This is a genomic window from Bradyrhizobium sp. MI1.3, assembly GCF_055811695.1.
Window position 1 is genome coordinate 15428 of record NZ_JBVVPQ010000041.1, and the last position, 21345, is coordinate 36772.

General features: G+C 64.8%; 19 protein-coding genes. 9 read left to right on the forward strand and 10 right to left on the reverse strand.

From position 1 onward, the window contains the following. Window positions 1-99: 99 nt before the first annotated feature. Window positions 100-909, forward strand: a complete 810-nt coding sequence (locus tag AC0L3A_RS26120) for a uracil-DNA glycosylase (RefSeq protein WP_007594976.1) — start codon at window positions 100-102, stop codon at window positions 907-909. 120 nt (window positions 910-1029) lie between these two features. Here the strand turns inward: AC0L3A_RS26120 and AC0L3A_RS26125 are convergent, their stop codons facing one another. From AC0L3A_RS26125 to AC0L3A_RS26140, 4 genes are all read right to left on the reverse strand, one after another. Next, the gene (locus AC0L3A_RS26125) at window positions 1030-2538 is read right to left on the reverse strand and encodes a glycosyltransferase family 39 protein (protein ID WP_007594977.1); all 1509 of its coding nucleotides are present in this window, start codon (window positions 2536-2538) and stop codon (window positions 1030-1032) included. A gap of 98 nt (window positions 2539-2636) precedes the next feature. After that, window positions 2637-3473 carry a ribonuclease HII gene (locus AC0L3A_RS26130; protein ID WP_354162095.1) on the reverse strand — a complete coding sequence of 279 codons (837 nt, stop codon included), beginning with the start codon at window positions 3471-3473 and terminating at the stop codon, window positions 2637-2639. 83 nt (window positions 3474-3556) lie between these two features. Further along, on the reverse strand, window positions 3557-4012 hold the full coding sequence (locus AC0L3A_RS26135; RefSeq protein ID WP_007594979.1) for a VOC family protein: 456 nt from the start codon (window positions 4010-4012) through the stop codon (window positions 3557-3559). Between the two features lie 24 nt (window positions 4013-4036). After that, window positions 4037-5200, reverse strand: coding sequence for a PA0069 family radical SAM protein (locus tag AC0L3A_RS26140; RefSeq protein WP_007594981.1), 1164 nt, complete (start codon window positions 5198-5200; stop codon window positions 4037-4039). Between the two features lie 211 nt (window positions 5201-5411). Between AC0L3A_RS26140 and AC0L3A_RS26145 the strand changes: the two genes are divergently transcribed. After that, window positions 5412-7826: a phosphoketolase family protein gene (locus AC0L3A_RS26145; RefSeq protein ID WP_007594982.1), complete on the forward strand. Its 2415-nt coding sequence runs from the start codon at window positions 5412-5414 to the stop codon at window positions 7824-7826. Between the two features lie 8 nt (window positions 7827-7834). Beyond that, window positions 7835-9115: an acetate/propionate family kinase gene (locus AC0L3A_RS26150; RefSeq protein ID WP_473255435.1), complete on the forward strand. Its 1281-nt coding sequence runs from the start codon at window positions 7835-7837 to the stop codon at window positions 9113-9115. A 132-nt stretch (window positions 9116-9247) separates the two neighbouring features. Here the strand turns inward: AC0L3A_RS26150 and AC0L3A_RS26155 are convergent, their stop codons facing one another. Beyond that, complete coding sequence (locus AC0L3A_RS26155; RefSeq protein ID WP_007594984.1) at window positions 9248-10087, reverse strand: RMD1 family protein; 840 nt, start codon at window positions 10085-10087, stop codon at window positions 9248-9250. Between the two features lie 323 nt (window positions 10088-10410). Between AC0L3A_RS26155 and AC0L3A_RS26160 the strand changes: the two genes are divergently transcribed. Beyond that, on the forward strand, window positions 10411-10986 hold the full coding sequence (locus AC0L3A_RS26160) for a glycosyltransferase family protein (protein ID WP_007594985.1): 576 nt from the start codon (window positions 10411-10413) through the stop codon (window positions 10984-10986). Window positions 10987-11047: 61 nt separating this feature from the next. Next, window positions 11048-11974 (forward strand): bifunctional helix-turn-helix transcriptional regulator/GNAT family N-acetyltransferase, encoded by a 927-nt coding sequence (locus AC0L3A_RS26165; protein WP_007594986.1) that lies wholly within the window; start codon window positions 11048-11050, stop codon window positions 11972-11974. Between the two features lie 184 nt (window positions 11975-12158). On the opposite strand, the gene moaB is transcribed toward AC0L3A_RS26165, so the two are convergent. Together moaB and ypfJ are read right to left on the reverse strand one after the other, a co-directional pair. Next, the gene (gene moaB, locus AC0L3A_RS26170; protein WP_007594989.1) at window positions 12159-12722 is read right to left on the reverse strand and encodes a molybdenum cofactor biosynthesis protein B; all 564 of its coding nucleotides are present in this window, start codon (window positions 12720-12722) and stop codon (window positions 12159-12161) included. 155 nt (window positions 12723-12877) lie between these two features. Beyond that, window positions 12878-13813, reverse strand: a complete 936-nt coding sequence (gene ypfJ / locus AC0L3A_RS26175) for a KPN_02809 family neutral zinc metallopeptidase (RefSeq protein ID WP_007594991.1) — start codon at window positions 13811-13813, stop codon at window positions 12878-12880. A gap of 410 nt (window positions 13814-14223) precedes the next feature. Between ypfJ and AC0L3A_RS26180 the strand changes: the two genes are divergently transcribed. The 3 genes from AC0L3A_RS26180 (at window position 14224) to AC0L3A_RS26190 (ending at window position 16667) form a co-directional block, all read left to right on the forward strand. Beyond that, window positions 14224-15354, forward strand: coding sequence for a DNA methyltransferase (locus AC0L3A_RS26180; protein ID WP_473255436.1), 1131 nt, complete (start codon window positions 14224-14226; stop codon window positions 15352-15354). A 167-nt stretch (window positions 15355-15521) separates the two neighbouring features. Continuing rightward, window positions 15522-15848: a hypothetical protein gene (locus tag AC0L3A_RS26185; RefSeq protein ID WP_007594994.1), complete on the forward strand. Its 327-nt coding sequence runs from the start codon at window positions 15522-15524 to the stop codon at window positions 15846-15848. A gap of 132 nt (window positions 15849-15980) precedes the next feature. Further along, complete coding sequence (locus AC0L3A_RS26190) at window positions 15981-16667, forward strand: glutathione S-transferase family protein (protein ID WP_007594996.1); 687 nt, start codon at window positions 15981-15983, stop codon at window positions 16665-16667. A 58-nt stretch (window positions 16668-16725) separates the two neighbouring features. Here the strand turns inward: AC0L3A_RS26190 and AC0L3A_RS26195 are convergent, their stop codons facing one another. Both AC0L3A_RS26195 and AC0L3A_RS26200 read right to left on the reverse strand, forming a co-directional pair. Then, on the reverse strand, window positions 16726-18735 hold the full coding sequence (locus AC0L3A_RS26195; RefSeq protein ID WP_007594997.1) for a HAMP domain-containing methyl-accepting chemotaxis protein: 2010 nt from the start codon (window positions 18733-18735) through the stop codon (window positions 16726-16728). A gap of 335 nt (window positions 18736-19070) precedes the next feature. Further along, window positions 19071-19514: a nuclear transport factor 2 family protein gene (locus AC0L3A_RS26200; RefSeq protein WP_473255437.1), complete on the reverse strand. Its 444-nt coding sequence runs from the start codon at window positions 19512-19514 to the stop codon at window positions 19071-19073. 90 nt (window positions 19515-19604) lie between these two features. On the opposite strand from AC0L3A_RS26200, the gene AC0L3A_RS26205 reads away from it, so the two are divergent. Next, window positions 19605-20522: a LysR family transcriptional regulator gene (locus AC0L3A_RS26205; protein WP_007595001.1), complete on the forward strand. Its 918-nt coding sequence runs from the start codon at window positions 19605-19607 to the stop codon at window positions 20520-20522. Between the two features lie 126 nt (window positions 20523-20648). Here the strand turns inward: AC0L3A_RS26205 and AC0L3A_RS26210 are convergent, their stop codons facing one another. Next, window positions 20649-21269, reverse strand: a complete 621-nt coding sequence (locus AC0L3A_RS26210) for a glutathione S-transferase family protein (RefSeq protein ID WP_007595003.1) — start codon at window positions 21267-21269, stop codon at window positions 20649-20651. Between the last annotated feature and the right edge of the window lie 76 nt (window positions 21270-21345).

Genomic DNA, 21345 nt, shown 5'->3' on the forward strand with positions numbered 1-21345 from the left:
CGCCCTCTTGTTTCCGATTTTTCCGGGTAGGACAACCTCGGAAATGCGTTTCGCCGGGGTGCAAGGCGCCCCAAACTGGACTAATAGTCAGACTTTCCAATGATCCCAGAACCCGCACCCACGGTCCGAGAGCTTCTCGCCTTCTATCTGGAGGCCGGAGTCGATTGCACGCTCGCAGAGGAACCGATCGACCGCCTGGCGGAATTGGATGCTCCACCTGCGGCCCCGCGCGCCCCACCTCCGCTCGAGGCGCCACGGCCGGCCGCCGCGCCGGCGGTGTTGCGCGGCGAGGCTGCGCCCGCACCCGACATCGCGATCGCCTCGGCGCGCGAGGCCGCACGCACCGCGCCGACCTTGGAGGCGCTGCGCGAGCTGATGCAGGGCTTCGACGGCTGCGCGCTGAAGCACACAGCGACACGGTTGGTTTTCGCCGACGGTAATCCGCAGGCGCGCATCATGTTCGTCGGCGAGGCACCGGGCCGCGACGAGGACATCGAGGGGCTTCCCTTCGTCGGGCGCAGCGGCAAGCTGCTCGATTTGATGATAGGAGCCATAGGCCTCAACCGCACCACCGCGTACATTGCCAACGTGATCCCCTGGCGGCCGCCCGGCAACCGCACGCCGACGCCGCAGGAGACGCAAATCTGCCTGCCGTTCATCCAGCGCCAGATCGAGCTGGTGAATCCGGATGTGCTGGTGACGCTCGGCAATCCCTCGACGCAGACGCTGCTGTCGACCCGCGAAGGCATCATGCGCACCCGCGGCCGCTGGTTCGACTACGAGACGGGCGCGCGCACCATCCGCGCGCTGCCGACCTTCCACCCCGCCTATCTGTTGCGCTCGCCGTCGTACAAGCGGCTGGCCTGGCAGGATCTGCGCGCGATCGCGAAGGCGCTGGCGGGGGCGTGAGGAGCCGTACGACCCTTCCCCGTCATTGCGAGCGCAGCGAGGCAATCCAGAATCTTTCCGCGGACTCTGGATTGCGTCGTCGCAAGCGCTCCTCGCAATGACGAGGGAAAGGGCGAGCGACTAAGTCCCCTTCGGCCGCACGATGGCCCAGCCGATGCGCAGCAGTTGCTGGCGTCCGGTCACCAGCCATTCGAAGGCGCGCGGGACTTCCGGGACGATGCCGGGAAAGCGCGCGAGGATGTCCGGCGGCGGAGTGCCGCCGGTATCAGAGGCGCGCCAGACCACGACGCCGCCGGTCTCGCTGAACTTGGCCTGATTGATCCAAGGCGTCCGCGCAGGCTCGGCATCGATGAAGAGATGCGGCCGGCCGGAATGCAGCGTGATCAGGCTCGCAAGCTGGGTCTCGCCGGCGACCGCGCGCAGGCGATGATTGGTGCGACGGGCAAAGCTCTCGTCGAAGAAGTCCGAAATCGCGCGCGCCGGCATCGAGGTCGCGATCTCGTTGGCACCGGTCCACGGCAGGAGCAGGACGGCGAGCACGACGCCGAGTGCGGGCGCGACGACGGCGGCCGCCCAGACCATCCGCAGCATCCTCGCGCGGCGCATCGCGATGAGATCGCCGGCCCCCACGACCACGGCAAGCCCCGACAACACCAGCACGACGCCGGCGCCGCCGACGACGGCGTCGAGGCCCAGCAGGCCGGAGATCAGCACCGCGCCGAGTGGCGGCGCCAGCGCGAAGAAATAGACGAAGTTGCGCGCGAGCGGCTCGACCGGTGGGCGGTAGATGATCGGCGCCTCCTCGCTCTTGGGAACGAACAGGCCGGTGTTGAGGACCGTCAGCGCCGGGATCGCCGCCGCACCGAGCAGGAGCCCCCCGAGCAGCCAGGCCGCGTGCAGGGCGCGGGCATTGAGCTGGGCGACCTCAGGCAAGGCCGGCAGGACGAGCACCTCGGCGCGCATCAGCCAGACGGCATAGGGCAATGCCAGCACGGCGACGACCACCAGCGCAAACAGTGGGTCGAATGCGCGCAGCGTGCGGCGGCCGTCCGCGCTTGCGAGCGCGAAGACGACGATCAGCAGCAAGAAGAAGATCGCAGCCGGCGTCGTCAGCAGCAAGAGGCCCGCCTCGATCGACCAGGCGAACCAGGCATTGCCGCGGCGCTGTCCGATGATCTGCCAGGAATGCAGCAGCAGCAGCGCCCAGAGCGGCCGCGCCAGCACCAGGGGGCCGAAGTCGAGTGCGGGCGAGGAGAAGGCCAGCAGCGTCATGGTCAGCAGCACGGCCAGCACTGCCTGCTGGGGGCCGACCACCGCGCGGGACAGATGATAGAGCGCGATGAAGGTCGCGACCCCACAGAGCTCCGCCAGGACGTAGACGCCGAACACGTGGCCGCCGGCGGCGCGATAGGCGATGTCGGCGAGCCAGACCGGCAAGGGCGGACCCAAATCAGTGCCGACCTGGTATTCGCGGCCGAACGCCAGCAGGGTCGCGAGGCTGCCGGGCGGGCTGCGATAAAACACCAGCGCCACGAGCAGCCACATCGCGGCCTGGAGCAGCACGGCGATCCAGACGATCAGCCGCGGCCGCGCGCGAATGAGCTCGATGACCAGGGAGGTAAACCGCATGCAACGTCCGAAAGATGCAGCCAACCCGTGAAGCCGGCCCTATTCGCTCACGACTATTTTGATAGAGGGCGCGGCGCGTCGTGGCAACCGAGTCTCGTCTAGAGATTTGCCGACGCGTCGACTTCCAGGCTCGTGTCCACCTGCAGCTCGATCTCGGTCACCGCAAACAGATCCTGTGCCGGCTCGACCGTCCAGGGCATGTGCTTGGCGCGGGCGGCGGCGACGGGGGCGAAGAAGCTGCGATGGTGGACGGTGGGACCGAGGCGGTTGAGCGCGTCGAGGTGCTCGGGCACAGCGTAGCCCTTGTGCTGCTCGAAACCGTAGCCGGGACAGTCCTGAGCCAACGCGCACATCAGGCGGTCCCGCGTCACCTTGGCGATGATCGAGGCCGCTGCGATCGACAGGACGATGCCGTCGCCGCCGATCACGGCCTCGCAATCGCATTCCGTGTCGAGCCGGTCGCGGCCGTCTACGAAGACGTGCCGGGGCTGCTCGGGCAGCGCCACCACGGCGCGCTTCAGCGCCCACAGCGAGGCGCGCAGGATGTTGTCGCGGTCGATGCGGGCGCGCGAGGCGACGGCCACCGAGACCTGGGCGGTCGCGCAGATCTTGTCGAACAGTCTTTCGCGCTCCTCGGCCGTCAGGCGCTTGGAATCATCGATGCCGCGCGGGATGCGGTCGGGATCGAGAATCACCGCCGCCGCCACCACAGGACCCGCCAGCGGCCCGCGGCCGGCCTCATCGCAGCCCGCCACCGGCCAGACGCCGCGCTTCATCAGCGCGCGCTCGCGGCGGAAGCTTGGGGCGACGATGATGGCGCTCTTTGTGCCGGCCAGCGCCTTGGCGATTTTTTTGGGCGCAGCTTTCTTGTTTTCAGGCGCAGCCTTCTTGGGCGCACCTTTGGCCGGCTTCTTGGCGGACTGATCCCGAATCATGGCGGGATCGTGCGCAAGCGGCACGGCCTGCGCAACCGGGAACCTCGGACAATTCCCGCTATTCAAGATTCAAGTCAGCCGCCCTATTCCGCCAGATGCACCCGCCGGTCCTCGCCGACGTCGATGCCGGGTGCGACCACGACTTCCCATGGATGGCCATCAGGATCGGCGAAATAGCCGGAATAGCCGCCGTAATCGGTCTCATGCGCGGCCTTCAGCAGCGCGGCTCCCTTGCCGATGGCGAAAGCCAGCACCGCATCCACCTCCTCACGCGCGCGGCAGTTCCAAGCGAGCGTCATGCCGCGGAACGTCGATGGCCTCGGATGATCCGGCAATCTGGCGTCGACCGCGAGCTGGTCCCAGGGAAACAGCGCGAGCACCGGACCGCCGGTGTCATAGAACGCAACGGCCTCACCGGTCACCTTGAGCCGGCGCGAAAACCCGAGCGCGTCGTAAAAGGCAATACTGGCGCGGATGTCATTCACGCCCAGCGTGATGACGGTGAGCCGCGGGATTGGAGCTGGCAGTTCCTGACTCATACGACGCCTCTCCCACTTCGTCCCTCAGAACAGGCTGAGCTGATCGCCGTTCCGCTTCGGCTTGGCAAAATGATCCGTCGTCAGCTTGGAGCGCCGCTTGTTCAGCCCGAGCCTGTCGCAGGCGATCTCGAAGCGGCGGCCGATGGTCCAGGCCATCGGACCGGTGCCCTTCATGCGCTCGCCCCATTTCGCGTCGTAGTCGCGGCCGCCGCGCATGTCGCGGATCAGCGTGAAGACGTGGCGATAGCGGTCCGGATAGTTCGCCATCAGCCATTCCCGAAAGAGATCGCGCACCTCGAGCGGCAACCGCAGCAACACGTAGGAGGCTTCCTTGACGCCGGCATGAGCGGCGGCGTCCAGGATGCGCTCGATCTCGGAATCGTTCAGCGCGGGGATGACGGGGGCGACCATGACGGTGGTCGGAATGCCGGCCTCGGAAAGCTGCTTCAGCGCCTCCAGCCGCTTCGGCGGCGTGGACGCCCGCGGCTCCATGGTGCGCGCCAATTTCGGATCGAGCGAGGTCACGGAGATCCCGACCTTGGCGAGGTTGCGCTTGGCCATGCGCGCGAGAATGTCGATGTCGCGGGTCACCAGCGCCGACTTGGTGACGATCCCGACGGGATGGCCGGCGCGCTCCAGCACCTCCAGAATGCCGCGCATGATTTTGCGCTCGCGTTCGATCGGCTGATAGGGATCGGTGTTGGTGCCGATCGCGATCATCCGCGGCTCGTAGCCCGGCGCTGCAAGCTCCTTCTCGAGCAGCGCCGGCGCCTCGGGCTTCACGAACAGCTTCGACTCGAAGTCGAGCCCCGGCGACAGGCCGAGATAGGCATGGGTCGGCCGCGCGAAGCAATAAACGCAGCCGTGCTCGCAGCCGCGGTAGGGATTGATCGAACGATCGAAGCCGATGTCGGGAGAATCGTTGCGGGTAATCACCTTGCGCGAGGTGTCGATCCCGACCGTGGTCTTGAACGGAGGCAGTTCTTCAAGGCTTTGCCAGCCATCGTCGAATGCGACGCGCGCCTCGGCCTCGAACCGGCCGCTGGCGTTGGACTGCGCGCCCCGGCCTCGCCTGCGCTGGCGGTCGATGGCGACCGCCAGCTCAGGGAAGTCAGAAGGCGCACCCGCCGGCTCGGAGGGCGCCGTGACCGGCGGGTGCTTGAGAGCATGAGAGGATGCTGGACTCATGAAGCCAAGATAGCACGCCAAAGGAACAAATCAAGAACACAAACAAAAAACGTGAAAACAACCCCATGCACAGTAGAGCTGCCCAAACTTCGCGCGCCCGCTTTTGACCTCACGCAACAGTGGCGTCACGGCGATCCCGTTTGATGCTGCCGAAGGATCGATCTCGCCGGAACTCGGTTGGTGACGATCCCGGGTGAAGGTCGGCAGGAACATGACAAATCAACAACAATTGGCCGCAGCGAGCAGCGACCTCGATCTGCTCGACCGCTACTGGCGCGCCGCGAACTATATCTCCGTCGGGCAGATCTACCTGCTCGACAATCCGCTGCTGCGCGAGCCGTTACGGCCCGAGCACATCAAGCCGCGTTTGCTCGGCCATTGGGGCACGACGCCCGGGTTGAACTTCATTTACGCCCATCTCAACCGCGTCATCCGCGCGCTGGACCTGAGCGTGATCTATGTCTGCGGTCCCGGCCACGGCGGCCCCGGCATGGTCGCCAACACCTATCTCGAAGGCAGCTACAGCGAGATCTATCCCGATATCGCGCGCGATGCCGACGGATTGCGCAAGCTGTTCAGACAGTTCTCCTTCCCCGGCGGCATCCCGAGTCACGCGGCGCCGGAAACGCCCGGTTCGATCCACGAAGGCGGCGAGCTCGGCTACGCGCTGGTGCATGCCTATGGCGCGGCCTTCGACAATCCCGACCTGATCGTCGCCTGTGTCGTCGGCGACGGCGAGGCCGAGACCGGCCCGCTCGCCGCGTCCTGGCACTCCAACAAGTTCCTCAATCCTGCCCATGACGGTGCGGTGCTGCCGATCCTGCATCTCAACGGTTACAAGATTGCCAATCCGACCGTGCTCGGGCGGATGCGCGACGACGAGATCCGCAATCTGTTCCGCGGGCTCGGCCACGAGCCGCTGTTCGTCGAGGGCGACGATCCCAAGCCGATGCATCAGGCCATGGCGGACGCGCTGGATGTCGCGTTCGCCAGCATCCGGTCGATCCAGCAGCACGCCCGCGACGGCCGCAAGAGCATCGAACGCCCGCGCTGGCCGATGATCGTGCTGCGCAGCCCGAAGGGCTGGACCGGCCCCAAGGAAGTCGACGGCAAGAAGGTCGAAGGTTTTTGGCGGGCGCATCAGGTGCCGGTCGCGAACTGCCGCGAGAATCCGGCGCATCTGAAGATTCTCGAAGACTGGATGCGCAGCTACGAGCCGGAAAAGCTGTTCGACGCCAACGGCGCGCTGATTGCCGAGCTCCAGGCGCTCGCGCCCGAAGGCAATCGCCGCATGGGTGCCAATCCGCACGCCAATGGCGGCCTTCTGAAGAAGGAGCTGAAGCTGCCGGACTTCCGCAGCTTCGCCGTCGAGGTAACTCAGCCGGGCGGCGTCGTGGCGGAGGCGACCCGCGAGCTCGGGAAATTCCTGCGCGACGTCATCCGCCTCAACGCCGAGGCCCGCAACTTCCGCATCATGGGTCCGGACGAGACCGCGTCAAACCGGCTCGATGCGGTGTTCGAGGCCACGGAACGCGTCTGGATGGAGCCGACAAAACCTTACGACGTGCATCTCGCCCAGGACGGACGCGTGATGGAAGTCCTGAGCGAGCATCTCTGCCAGGGCTGGTTAGAGGGCTATCTGCTCACGGGCCGGCACGGCTTCTTCTCCTGCTACGAGGCGTTCATCCACATCGTGGATTCCATGTTCAACCAGCACGCCAAATGGCTGAAGGTGACCCGGCATCTGCCGTGGCGGCGACCGATCGCCTCGCTCAACTATCTGCTCACCTCGCATGTCTGGCGTCAGGACCACAACGGCTTCAGCCATCAGGATCCCGGTTTCGTCGATCTCGTCGCCAACAAGAAGGCCGACATCGTCCGCATCTACTTCCCGCCGGACGCCAACACGCTGCTGTGGATCGCCGATCATTGCCTGCGCACCTATGACCGCGTCAACGTCATCGTCGCCGGCAAGCAGCCGGCGCCGCAATGGCTGTCGATGCAGGAGGCGGCCACGCATTGCGACGCCGGCATCGGTATCTGGAGCTGGGCCGGCACGGAAGACGCGAATGGCGAGCCCGATGTCGTGATGGCCTGCGCCGGCGACGTGCCGACACTGGAAACACTCGCCGCCGTCGACCTGCTGCGCAAGGCGCTGCCCGAGTTGAAGATCCGCGTCGTCAACGTCGTCGACCTCATGACGCTGCAACCCAGGGAGCAGCACCCGCACGGTTTGTCCGATCGCGACTTCGACGGCCTGTTCACGCGCGACAAGCCGGTGATCTTCGCCTATCACGGCTATCCCTATCTGATCCACCGGCTGACCTATAACCGCACCAACCACGCCGGCATGCACGTCCGCGGCTTTGCCGAGGAAGGCACCACGACGACGCCGTTCGACATGGTCGTGCTCAACGAGCTCGACCGCTATCACCTCGCGATCGAGGCGATCGAGCGCGTGCCGGGACTGGCCACCAAGGCGGCGCAGGTGAAGCAGCAATTCCGCGACAAGCTGATCGAGCATTCGCGCTATGTGCGCGAATACGGCGAGGACATGCCGGAAATCCAGGAATGGGTCTGGCAGAACAGCGCCGGCGGCAACACGCCGGCGCAGGCAGGCGACTGACAGCAGCCATGTCGAACACGGTACTCGTTTTCAACTCGGGATCGTCGAGCGTCAAATTCGGCCTGTTCGAGATCTCGGCGGCCGAGCCCACCCTGCTCTGCAAGGGCCTGCTCGACGAGCACGAGACGAAGCCGCGGCTCGTCGTGAAGGGCCCCGTGGGCGAGGACCTGTTCGAGAAACGGAGGGAAGCATCGGATGCGGACAGCGATCATCTGTTCGCCGACGTGCTCGGCTTCATCGAGGATCGTTTCGGCGACTATCGCTTGCGCGCCGTCGGCCATCGTGTCGTCCATGGCGGTCCGGACTATTCCGCTCCGGTCGAGCTGACGGATGATGTCACCGCAAAGCTGGAAGCGCTGACGCCGCTGGCGCCGCTGCACCAGCAGCGCTGCCTGGCGTCGGTCCGCACCATCACGGCGATAAGGCCCGACCTGACGCAGATCGCCTGCTTCGACACCGCTTTCCACCACGGCATTGCGCCGCCCGCCAGCCGCTTCGCCATTCCGAGAGGTTATGAAGAGCGCGGCGTCCGGCGCTACGGATTTCATGGCCTCTCGTTCGAATATGTCGCGGGACGGCTCGCCCGAATCGCACCACAGCTCGTGGCGAAGCGCACTGTGATCGCGCATCTCGGCAACGGCGCGAGCCTGTGCGGCGTGCGCGACGGCCGCAGCATCGACACCACGATGGGACTGACGCCGCTCGACGGACTGGTGATGGGCACGCGCTGCGGTAGGATCGACCCGGGCGTGCTGCTCTATCTGCAACAGCACGAGAAAATGTCGGTCGAAGATGTCCAGCACCTGCTCTATCACGAATCGGGCCTGCTCGGCGTCTCCCGCATCGCTTCGGATATGCGCACGCTGCTTGCGAGCAGCGAAGCTGCGGCACGGGAGGCGGTCGAGCTCTTCACCTTCCGCGCCGCGCAGGAGGTGGCGGCGATGGCGACAACGCTTGCCGGGCTGGACTGCCTGATCTTCACCGGCGGCATCGGCGAACACGCCGGGGAAATCCGCAGCGCGATCGGTGAGCGTCTCGACTGGCTCGGTGTGCGCATCGATGCCGCTGCGAATGAGGCGGCGCGCGAGCGCATCAACGATGGCGATAGCGCAGTCGATGTCTTCGTCATTCCAACGAATGAGGAACTGATGATCGCGCGGCATTGTGCGGCGGGCCGTCAGCTCGTGATCAACGGCGTACGTCGGCGTCGCTTCCCTTCGCCCGTTGCGGGAGAAGGTGGCGCGAAGCGCCGGATGAGGGGTTCTTTGGTCGCTCACGTATGCATGTGAGTATGCGGAGACATACCCCTCACCCCTGTAAGTTTGTGTCTCCTTGCGGGGCTGCCCTCTCCCGCAAGGGGGCGCGGGCGCAGTCACGAGCATCTCGCTCGCGGGATAAATTGATCCAGCGGCCCGCGCGTTCTAATGCGTCCCCGACCAAATCTGGAAACACCCGATCGCGACCTCGATCACGATCAGCACCACCACGGCGATTTCGAGGCGGAGCGAGCGCTGGGTATCGATGATGTCGGTAAGTGCGTTGGCGGTCGCGGACACGGCGGCGAGCTTGCGCTCGAGCGTGTCCAGGCGCTCCTTCAGTTCGTACTCGTCTTCAAGGCGGGCATAGAGCCGGTCGAGTTCGGGTTTCTCCCAGAGCACGTCGGGTTTCTCGGCCACCGCAACACGGCCGGCGACGCGCTGCTGGACGAGAAGCGCATTGCCGATCAATTGCAAGATGCCCTTGCGCCGGGGCGGCGTGCGGCCCTGCTCGGCGAGCTTGCGCGCAAATGGCTCGATCACGTCGAAGACGGCGGCGACGCGGCGCTCGTCACGTGCGAGCGAAGTGCTCTTGGCAAGCGCGTCCGCGATCAGCAGCAGCCGGTCGTCGGAGAATTTGGCGAGACAGATCGGGCCGCCCGGCTGGATAGCCTCGGCGCTTTCGTCCTTGCAGAGTTGCGCATGCGCGATCTCCTCCTCGTAGGGGCTGAACTCGCCGATCACGCGGGGCTTCAGGCTGTCGATCAGCACTTTCTCCTCCGAAGGGAGGAGACCGATCAGCACCACGACGCCGTAGCGGAAGATGACCGCAAGGCCGGCATGGACGCGGAAGGCGGCCGGCATCGAGGAGACTGTCGCGCCCATTTCGAGTCCGGAGGGATTGATGCGTTCACCCAGCATCACGGCGCGGATCCGCAAGGTCGGCGCGCCGTCCGGCCTGGGAGATGTTGCCGGCGAGTTAACAGCAAGTTGATCGGCGTTCATTCAAAGCCTCGTCAGCAGCACCATTGCACGGTTTTTCCCGTTCTCCCGCTATCGCATCCTCCTCTTGCAGGATTTACGAACGGCCGGCGCGCCTCGCAATGTTGCGGTTCGTCTCCGGACTAATACGGACAGGACAGGCTTGGGGCGACACATTCGGCAATATCGCCGCCCCGTACGGGACACATTTGGATGCGACAGCTGCAGCGGTTTACCATCGTATACCCGAAGCGCGGCCGGAAAGTTGCTCGGCAGCGCCACATGTTTTATGACGCCCTCATAATGAGCTACGCTTCTCCCGAAGTGTGGACACTGAAGCCTCAATCATGCTGAGCGTCATCATTCCGACCGAAGGCGTCGAGCAGACGGCGGTCGCCACTCTGGCCGCGCTGGTACCCGGTGCCGCCGCAGGCATCATCCGGGAAGTGCTCCTGGTCGACGGCACCCGCAATGGCGTCATCGAGCGCGTTGCCGACGTCGCGGGCTGCCGTTTCATCGGCTTCGAAGGATCCACGCAAGGCGCCGCGCTCGCCGCCGGCGCACTCCAGGCCCGTTCGTCCTGGCTGATGTTCCTCCCTGCGGGCGCTGTGCTGGAAACCGGCTGGATCGAGGAAACCACCCAGTTCATCCAGTCCGTCTCGACCAGCGGCCGGGATCGTGCGGCCGTCTTCCGCTATGCCCGCTCGCCCTACGCCGATGCCGGCTTCCGCGATATTCTCTGGGCCCTGATGCGCAAGCTCGTCGGTCCCTTCGGCGATCAGGGACTTTTGATCGCGCGTGATCACTACGACCGCATCGGCGGCTACGCGCCCCAAGCCCGCCGCTCCGAGGCGCGGCTGCTGCGGCGGCTCGGCCGCTCGTCGCGGATCATGCTGCGCAGTCGGATCGTCATGGTCGGCTAACACTCTCGATACTTGCCAAAGTCAAATAATTGTTTGACAATGGCAAGTATCAAGGTGACCCATGTCATTTAACGGTACCGACGACCACATCGCAGCGGTCCGCGCCTTCAACCGCTTTTACACCCGCAAACTTGGCGTGCTCGACCAGCACCTTGGAAAGAGCCCGTTCTCGCTCAGCGAGGCCCGCGTGCTCTACGAGCTCGCACAACGGGACGACCTTGCCGCCAAGGAGATCGGCAACGAGCTTGGCCTCGACCCCGGCTATCTCAGCCGCATAGTCCAAAGCTTCGACGAAAAGGGCCTGATCACCCGCAGGCCCCTGCCCGCGGATCGCAGGCAATACCAGCTCAGCCTCACCGCCAAAGGGCGCCAGGCCTTTGCCAAGCTGAACCTGGGCTCGCAAAATGAGGTCGCCGCTATGCTGGCTCAGCTTTCGGCCAGCGATGCAACGCGGCTCACGCAGGCTATGGCGACCATCGAGGCTGTGCTGGAGCGTCGAAGCCAGCCCGCGGCTTTCATGCTGCGCAGCCATCGCGCCGGCGACATGGGCTGGGTCATCTCCCGGCAGGCCGCCGCCTATGCGGCCGACTACAACTGGGATATCAGCTACGAGGCCCTGGTCGCCGAGATCTGCGCACAGTTCATCAAAAACTATGACCCCGCGCGCGAGCACTGCTGGATTGCGGAAGTGGATGGCGAGCCGGTCGGCTCGATCTTTCTGGTCAAGGCCACGGACGAGATTGCCAAGCTGCGGCTGTTGCAGGTGGAAAAGAAAGCGCGGGGACTCGGTGTCGGCCGCGCGCTGGTCCAGCAATGTATCCAGGGTGCGCGCGAGAGGGGCTACAGCAAGATGACGCTGTGGACGCAAAGTATCCTGGTCGCCGCGCGTGGCATCTATCAAAGTGCAGGCTTCAAGCTCGTGAAGGAAGAGAAGCACCACAGCTTCGGTGTCGATCTGATCGGCGAGACCTGGGAGCGGGATCTCTGACTATTTCGCAACGAGCGAGATGCGCATGAATGCGCCCTCGCCCCTTGCGGGAGAGGACAGCGCTGCTGGTAGACACTCACTCACTAGGGTGAGGGGTATGTCTCCGAGCACTCCGTGCCGATAGATACCCCTCATCCGGCGCTTCGCGCCACCTTCCCCCGCAAGGGGAGAAGGGAAGCAAGCACTACACCGTCGCGCCCTGGGCCTTCGGCCGACGCAGATGCTCGTCCAGCCGCGGCATGATCTCGACGAAATTGCAGGGACGCGTGCGGTAATCGAGCTGGGCTTTGAGGATGCCGTCCCAGCCGTCGCGGCAGGCACCGGGCGAACCTGGGAGGCAGAAGATGTAGGTTGCGCCCGCGACGCCGGCCGTGGCGCGGCTCTGGATCGTCGACGTGCCGATCTTGGCGTGGCTCAGCATGTGGAATGCGATCGAGAAACCGTCCATGCGCTTCTCGAACAAGGGCTCGATCGCCTCCGGCGTGACGTCGCGCCCGGTGAAGCCGGTGCCGCCGGTGGTGATGACGACGTCGACGCCTGCGTCCGCAATCCAGCGGCGGATGACGGTGCGGATCGCCTCGACGTCGTCGGTGACGATCTCGCGCGCGGCGAGATGATGGCCGGCCGCGGTGAGACGGTCGGCCAAGGTCTGGCCGGATTTGTCATCCGCGAGCACGCGCGTGTCGGACACGGTGAGCACTGCGATGTTGAGCGGGACGAATTGTTTTGTTTCGTCGATGGAGGTCATTGTACTTCCTCTCGTGTCCCGGACGCGATGCAGCGCGTCAGCGGTGCGTCGCAGAGCCGGGACCCATGCTCGTGAAATCTCAGAGGCGCCGGCGTTATGGGCCCCGGCTCAGCAGCGCAGCATTACATGCTGCGCTGCGGCACGAAACCGTCAGCCTACTGTCCGCCACCAAACGTGTTGCAGGCCTGGACGGTGCCCTGCTGGTAGCCGGTCATGAACCACTGTTTGCGTTGCGCCGCCGAGCCGTGGGTGAAGGAATCGGGCACGACGCGGCCTGTGGACTGGCGCTGCAGCGTGTCGTCGCCGATCGCGCTCGCCGTGGTGAGTGCGGCGTCGATGTCGCCCGGCTCCAGGAAGTTCGGCCGCTTCTTCGCCTCGCGATTGACCCAGACACCGGACAGGCAGTCGGCCTGCAATTCGACCTTCACCTGGAGCGCATTCGACTCCGCCTTGCTGCCGGCCTGCTGCTGCAGGCGCGTCACGCGTGGAATGATGCCGAGCAGGTTCTGGATGTGATGGCCAGCCTCATGGGCGATGATGTAGGCGGTGGTGAAGTTACAAGCGGACTTGCCGGAGCAGCCGCGAAAACGCGTCTCGACCTCGCGGAAGAAACCGGTGTCGAGGAAGATGGTCTTGTCCGGCGGGCAATAGAACGGTCCCATCGCCGACTCGGCCCGGCCGCAACGCCCGCCATTGGTGACGTTGCGGAACAGCACGACCTTCGGACCGGTAAAGGACTGGCCCGAGGCCTGGAAGATCTCGCTCCAGCGATCGTCGATCTCGCCGAGGATGCCGGAGATCATGCTGCCCATCTCGTCGGTCGGCGCGCCGCGCTTGGCGTTGGACGACGACTGGCGATCGGTCTGGTAGGACGGCGCCTGGCCGCCGCCGGTGAGGATCTCGGCGCCGCCGATCAGGATGCGCGGATCGATGCCGAAGGCGTAGCCGACCAAGCCGAGCACGATGATGGTGCCGATCCCGAGCCCGCCGCCGCCCATGGGGAGGCCGAACCCGCCTCCTCCACCGCCCCCGCCACCATCGTCGCGACGATCCTCGATGTCGTCGCTGCGGCGGAAATCATCGTAGCGCATGGCGGCTTCCCTCGGTCCTGGCTGGCATCAATTGGGCGTAAAGGCGGCAAAGCTCAACGCACCATGCACGTAAAATTTCCATTGCGTTAATCAATATCCCGCTCGGCAATTATTGCCTAGTGCGACAGCATGGCAATGCCAGCAATTTTTTCCGGGCATCGAGCAATTTTTTCCGAGAGGAATTTCGAGTCTTTTTGCGCTCCGATCACAGCCGCAACGCGAAGAAACGCGAAATACACTGCAAAACACGGCGAATACGCGGAGCGAACCGCGTGCGAGGCGCGATGCGAGGGCTGCTTACGAAAGCGGCGGGTTAAGTCGATTTTTACTTTGCCGCTTCAATGTAACGGTCAGTCGGTTGTTTGGTCCCGCGTCGCCGACAGCGTCGCCTGAGTCAGAGTTCTTGAGTCATGGTAGAGTCGCGTCGCGGGGCGTCTGCAAGGGCGCCCCGCACAAATTTTGAGTCTCCTTCGCACAGCATCGTCCTCGGCGATTGCGTCGCAGAGATGTCGAAGCTTCAGGCTGGTTCGGTGGACCTGGTGTTCGCCGATCCACCCTACAATCTTCAGCTCAAGGGCGATCTCAAGCGCCCCGACGAATCCCATGTCGATGCGGTCGACGACGACTGGGACAAGTTCGATTCGTTCTCCGCCTATGACGATTTCACCCGCGCCTGGCTGCTCGCCGCCCGCCGCGCGATGAAGCCGTCGGCGACGATCTGGGTGATCGGCTCCTATCACAACATCTTCCGCGTCGGCGCGGTCATGCAGGATCTCGGCTTCTGGCTCCTGAACGACATCGTCTGGCGCAAGACCAATCCGATGCCGAATTTCCGCGGCCGCCGTTTCACCAACGCACACGAAACCATGATCTGGGCCGCGCGCGACGAGAAGGCCAAGGGCTACACGTTCAACTACGAGGCGCTGAAGGCCGCCAACGAGGACGTGCAGGCACGGTCCGACTGGCTGATCCCGCTCTGCACCGGCGAGGAGCGCCTCAAGGGCGCCGACGGCAAGAAAGTGCACCCGACGCAGAAGCCGGAAGGCCTGCTCGCGCGCGTGCTGCTGTCGTCCTCCAAACCCGGCGACCTCGTGATCGATCCCTTCAACGGCACCGGTACCACCGGCGCGGTCGCCAAGCGCCTCGGCCGCTCCTATATCGGCTTCGAGCGCGACAAGACCTATGCGAAAGCGGCACAAGCGCGCATCGCCGCGGTCGAGCCGTTGCCGGAGGCAAGCCTCGCCCCGTTCATGACGGCGCGCGAAGCGCCGCGGGTTGCGTTCTCGGAATTGATCGAGCGCGGCATGATCATGCCCGGCACCAAGCTGTTCGACGCCAAGAAGAAGCTCGGCGCGCTGGTCCGCGCCGACGGCGCCATCATGTTCGGCGACAAGGTCGGCTCCATTCACCGCATGGGCGCGGTGGCGCAAGGCGCGCAAGCCTGCAACGGATGGACCTTCTGGCACATCGAGACCAAGAAGGGTCTCAAGCTGATCGACGAGCTCCGCGCCGAGATCCGCGCCGGCATGGTGGCGGGGTAGCCTTCCCGTGATGTTGTAGGGTGGGCAAAGCGAAGCGTGCCCACCATTCTCGCCGCGATGTTCGGTGAGCACGGCGCTTTGCGCCTTTGCCCACCCTACGGCGTCTTGAATGACGCGACGGCCGGGACTAGATTGACTGTCTACGCCCCGTCTTGACCGGTCGAGCCATGCGACGACAGTCCGAGACATTGCTGCTGGTGCCGCTGCTTCCGATCTTTCTGGTCGGCATGTTTCCGATGTTCCTGATTGCGCTGCTGGGATTTTTCGGCCTCGCCTTGTTCGGCGTGCTCGTGGTCTGTGTCGGGCTCGCCAGCAGCAACGAGGCCCATGACAGTTTCAATCACGACGTCATCGTTCACGGCTATGCGCGCGGATCGGAGCGCGCGGCGCGGGCCTCCGACATGCATATCGCCACGCGGATCGGGCTGCGCCTCGAGGCTGTGGGCGCGGCCATGGTCATTACGGCGGCGATCGGCCTTTGTTACGCCGGCTGATCTGCGTCGCGCGCAGATACCGCCCGGCAAACTCGCCGGTTGCCCTCCCCGACAAGGTTCAGGCAAGACAAGGCCGCTTGCGGACATGTTGCTGCCTCCACTCTCGGCCAACAAACACAGGGGAGATGCCCGATGCTCAAATTCTATTTTAACGGTTCGCCGAACCCGACCAAGGTCGCGCTTTATCTCGAAGAGGCCGGCCTGCCCTTCGAGCCGGTGAAGATCGACACCCGCAAGGGCGAGCAGTTCACGCCGGACTATCTGAAGATCAATCCGAACGGCAAGGTGCCGGCGATCGATGACAACGGCACCATCGTGTTCGATTCCAACGCCATTCTGCTCTATCTGGCCGAGAAGACCGGCAAATTCCTGCCCGCCGCCAATGTTCGCGGTGAGATGCTGTCATGGCTGATGTTCGTCGCCACCGGCGTCGGGCCGTATTCGGGCCAGGCCGTGCACTTCAAGCATTTTGCGCCGAAAGACCAGAACCACGACTACGCGCATAACCGCTACCAGTTCGAGACCGATCGCCATTACAAGATTCTCGACGGTCACCTCAAAGGTCGCCGCTACATGGTCGGCGACAACTATTCGATCGTCGACATGGCGCTGTGGGGTTGGGCGCGGATGGTGCCATTCAAGCTTGGCGACGACGCCTTCGCGCGATATCCGGACGTGAAGCGGCTGGTGGACGAGATCTCGGCCCGGCCCGCGGCGACGCGCGCGATCGCGCTGAAGGACAAGTTCACGTTCAAGGCGGAGATGGACGACGAGGCCCGCAGCAACATGTTCAAGCACATGACGACGAAAGTCGCCTGATCGCACCACGTCACAATGCGAGGCCACGCGCATGCGCGTGGCCTTTTGCTTTTCATGCTCAGGCGGCGTGGACCGAGTTCAGGAAGTTGGCGACTTCCTGCTTCAAGCGGTTGCTGTCGGCCGACAGCGAGCGTGCCGCCGAAAGCACCTGCGAAGAGGCCGAGCCGGTCTCGGAAGCGCCGCGCTGCACGTCGCCGATGTTGGACGACACAAGCTGCGTGCCCTGGGCCGCCTGCTGGACGTTGCGGGAGATCTCCTGCGTCGCCGCACCCTGCTCCTCCACGGCGGCGGCAACCGTCGACGAGATCTCCGACAGCCGCTCGATGGTGCCGCTGATTTCCCTGATCGAGCCGACCGACTCCTCCGTCGCGGCCTGGATGCCCGAGACCTGCTGGGCGATCTCACCGGTGGCCCTCGCGGTCTGCTCCGCGAGCGCCTTGACCTCCGAGGCGACCACGGCAAAGCCGCGGCCGGCTTCACCCGCGCGCGCCGCCTCGATGGTAGCATTCAGCGCCAGAAGGTTGGTCTGGCCGGCGATGGTGCTGATCAGCTCGACCACGTCGCCGATGCGGGCTGCAGCCTTGGAGAGCTCGCTGACGCGCGCGTTGGTCTTGCTCACCTGACCGACGGCTTCGCCCGCGATGCGCGCGGATTCCTGCACCTGGCGCGCGATCTCCGTCACCGAGGAGGACAATTCCTCGGTCGCGGAGGCGACCGCCTGCACATTGGCCGAGGCTTCCTGGGAGGCGGATTGCACTTCGGTGGAGAGATCCTGCGCGCGCCTCGCGGTCGCGGTCAGGGTGCCGGCCGAGCCCTCGAGCTCCTGCGATGCCGAGGATACGGTATCGACGATCTCGCCCACCGCCTGCTCGAACTGACTGGCGAGCCGGGCCATGTCGGCCTTGCGGCCCTCGGCCTGCCGAGCCTCGGTTGCGGTCTGCTCATGGCGCAGCCTTTCGGTCTCGATCATGTTGGTCTTGAAGACGTCGATCGCCTTGGCCATATCGCCGATCTCGTCGGCCTTGCCGCGCGAGGGGATCTCGACGGCGAGATTGCCCCCGGCAAGCAGCCCCATTGCGCGCGTCATCGAGGTCAGCGGCCCCACGATGCTGCGGGCGGTCAGGAAGGCGACGATCAGTCCGAACAGGACGGCGAGGCCGCCCGCGATCTCCTGTAGCGAGGTCGTGCCGTCGATCACGGCATCGGCCGCCATGCGCGAATCGTTGTAATCCGCCTTCAAGGTGGTTTCCGTGACCTTGAGCTTGGCGATGCTCGCGGAGATGAGCGGTGCGAGATCCTTGTGGTAGATCTCGTCGGACCGCAGCATCGCGGCGGAGGTCGTTTCGAACGCGGCTTTGTAGATACCGAGCGCGGTCTTCACAGGCGTCAGAGACGACCGAAGGTCCGCCGCCTGCGGGCTCCTTTCGACGGCTGCCAGCCGCTGTACCGCCCTGTCGACATTGGTTCTGAAGGCGGTGGGGCCGTTGGTGTCGCGCAGAGCGAGGAAGCGCCAGTTCGCGATTCGAACCAACAGAACCCGGGACTCGAGGTCCGCGACGAGCGACACCGTGTCGTCGTCGGCGGCGGCGCGGGCCACATCGACCAGCTTGGCCATCTTGACGGTCAGCTCTTCGCCACTTGGCAACAGAGTCGCCTTGCCGGTCCGCGCCTCGTTGACGGCGTCGCCGAGACTGTCACGCAGGCTTTTCATTTTGGCGATGTCGGCGATCAGATCGTTGTAGAGCTTCCGCCGCTCCTCCGAGAGGGTGCCCTTTGCTCCGAGCTGCAACAGCCCGGTCGCCGCGGTCTCTCGCTCGGCAGCCTCCCGCATCGCAGGTTCGTTGGCATCGTAAATGTAGCGCAGATTGGCCCGCTGGATGGCCTGAAGATGGGTCGATATCTCCAGGATGTGCGCCGTGCTGTCCGACAATTTGGAGAGTTTTGCGACCTGATCCTGGACGGACCGCAAATTCCAGATGGCGACCACCGCCATCACAAGACCAACCGCCACCAAGGCCATGAAACCAGCGTACAGGCGTCCCCTGATCCGCAAACGAAAACTCGGCATTCCCACTGTCCACTCAGAAGCATGTGAATTCGGGCGGACGAACAAGTCCGGCGATTTGTCGCGCCACCCCGGCAGCCGCGGGTCGCGTTGTTCGCGAACCACGCTGCACCGCGACACAATGGGCGACACTCGTTAATTGAACCTTCAAATTTTTCGCGCGCGCATGCGCCAGACGGCACAACATCTGCTGATTTTATCGGCAGGTGAGCAAGGTTTTGGCCCGAAGCCCGCAGCGGCATGCATGCCGCTGCAGTCTACCGGCCTGTGCGACCGTCCGCCCCTCGCCGACCGCGGCGGACGGCACCGGTCGGCGGACGTGACGCCGCTCGATCCGCTCAGCTCGCGGCCCTCACGGCCGTTTGCGGAAACGGGCCGAGGGCCTTCTCGGTCAGCACCGAGTCGCAATATTCCCGGATCTCCTTGATCTTGCCGTCCTCGAGCCGAAACACGAGACAATAATCGTTGTCGTAGCGCACCCCCTCGGGCGTAACATTGTCGCCCTTTGCTTCGACGACGACGACATCGCCGTCGGCGATGAAGCGGTGGGCAACCGTCCGCGTCCGGTCGACAAGGCGGGTCCGCACATAGGCGTGCAGATCGTTGAGGATCGCCTGCTTGCCCGAAAAGGTGCGCGACCAGGAGTACTGGCCGGTCACGATCCATTTGGCGTCATCGGCAAGACTTTCGGTGAACAAACCGCGGTCGCGCGCAGCCGGATCGGGGCTGGCGGCGGCTGCAAAGATATCCTGCATCAGTTTCTTGTTGGCGCTCGCGCTCATGGCGGCATCTCCTTCGGTGAGAACACCGAGATCATCGCCGCCGGCTCTAAATTCTTCAAATCGATAGTGGATATGATATCTATTCGCCTCATGAATTTGAATTCGCTCGACCTCAATCTCCTGACCGCGCTCGACGCACTGCTGCGCGAGGCCAGCGTCAGCCGCGCCGCCTTGCGGATCGGGCTGTCGCAGCCGGCGGCCAGTCATGCGCTCCAGCGTCTGCGCGACATCCTTGGCGATCCGCTCCTGGTACGCACAGGCACGCGGATGGAGCTGACGCCGCGGGCGCAAGCCTTGCGCGCGCCGCTGGCGCAGGCGCTCGACCAGGTGCGCGGGCTGTTCGTATCGGATGAATTCGATGCGGCGCGCAGCGAGCGGCAATTCCGACTGATGATGCCGGACCTCGCGGTCGAGCTGTTGATGCCGCCCTTGATGGAAAAGGTGACGCAGGCCGCTCCCAACGTCCGGATCGACGTGGTGCCGTGGCGGGGACCGGCGATCTTCCACGCCGAGTTCGCCCGCACCATCGATCTCGTAATCTCGATCGGCAACGCCTTCAAGGGCTTTCATCGCCAGCTGCTCTACACCGACAGGGACGCGCTGGCAGTGCGGCGCGGCCATCCCATGGCTGCGAAGCTGAAACGGCGCGAGACGTTCCTGGCGGCGCGCCATGTCGGAGTAATTATCCGCGGCCAGCCCGAGGACCTGATCGACACCTGGCTGCGGACCAAGGGCATCGACCGGCACATCGCTCTCGTGGTCCCGGGTTATCTCGAAGCGCTGCACGTCGCTGCCCGCACCGACCTCGTCGCCTTCGTGCCGCGCCGGCTGATCGCGGCGCTGTCCAAGCAGCTCGGCCTCGTTACGGTGACGCCACCGCTCGACCCCGGGATCGACGAGCAGTTCATGTTCTACCCGACCCGCGCACAGATGGATCCCGGCTCGATCTGGCTCAGGCGGCTGATGCTGGAGACGGGACGGGAATTGGAGAAGCGGAAGGCTTCGTAGGGTGGGCAAAGCGACTTGTCCGCCGTAGCTCGAAGAGCGAGGGCGGAAGCTTGCCCACTACTTCTGTTGAAGTGATCAAAGATGGTGGGCACGGCACTACGCGCCTTTGCCCACCCTACAAGAGCCCTACGCCTTCTGCGCGTCCATCACCTTGCGCACGGCGGGGCGATCGGACATGCGCTTGAAATGATCGGCGATCTTCGGCGTTGCGTTGACGTCGACTCTGTCGCCTTCGAGCCAGGTCGACAGGGTGTAGAGATAAGGATCGCAGATCGTGTACTGCTCGCCCATCACCCAGGGTCCCTTGTACATCTTCTGCTCGATCAGGCCGAAGCAGGCGCCCATGGTCTTCGGAATCATCGCCTTCATGTCGGCGAACGAGCTTTCTTCGCTCGCCCAGCGCGCGCCGCGCATCTTGTGGGCATGGTTGATGTGCACGGTCGAGCAGAGATAGGAGTTGAAGGACTGCACCTGGGCGAAGTCGAAGGGATCGTCGAGCGGCGCGAGCTTCGCCTTGGGAAAGGTCTGCGCGAGATAGGCCAGCATCGCCGGCGTCTCGGTCAGGACGCCACGATCGGTCACCAGCGCGGGCACGCGGCCTTTCGGGTTGATCGCGAGATACTCCGCGCTGTTCTGCTGGTTGGTCTTGAAGCTCAGCCGCTCGGCCGCGTAGTCGGCGCCGGCTTCTTCCAGGGTGATGTAGGTGGCGAGCGCACAGGTGCCGGTGGCGTAGTAGAGCTTGAGCATGTCGGACCTCATGGGAAAGCCGGAAGTTAACGGCTGCCGGCCCCGAGGTCCATAGCACGGCGTTCTCAGTGCCCTT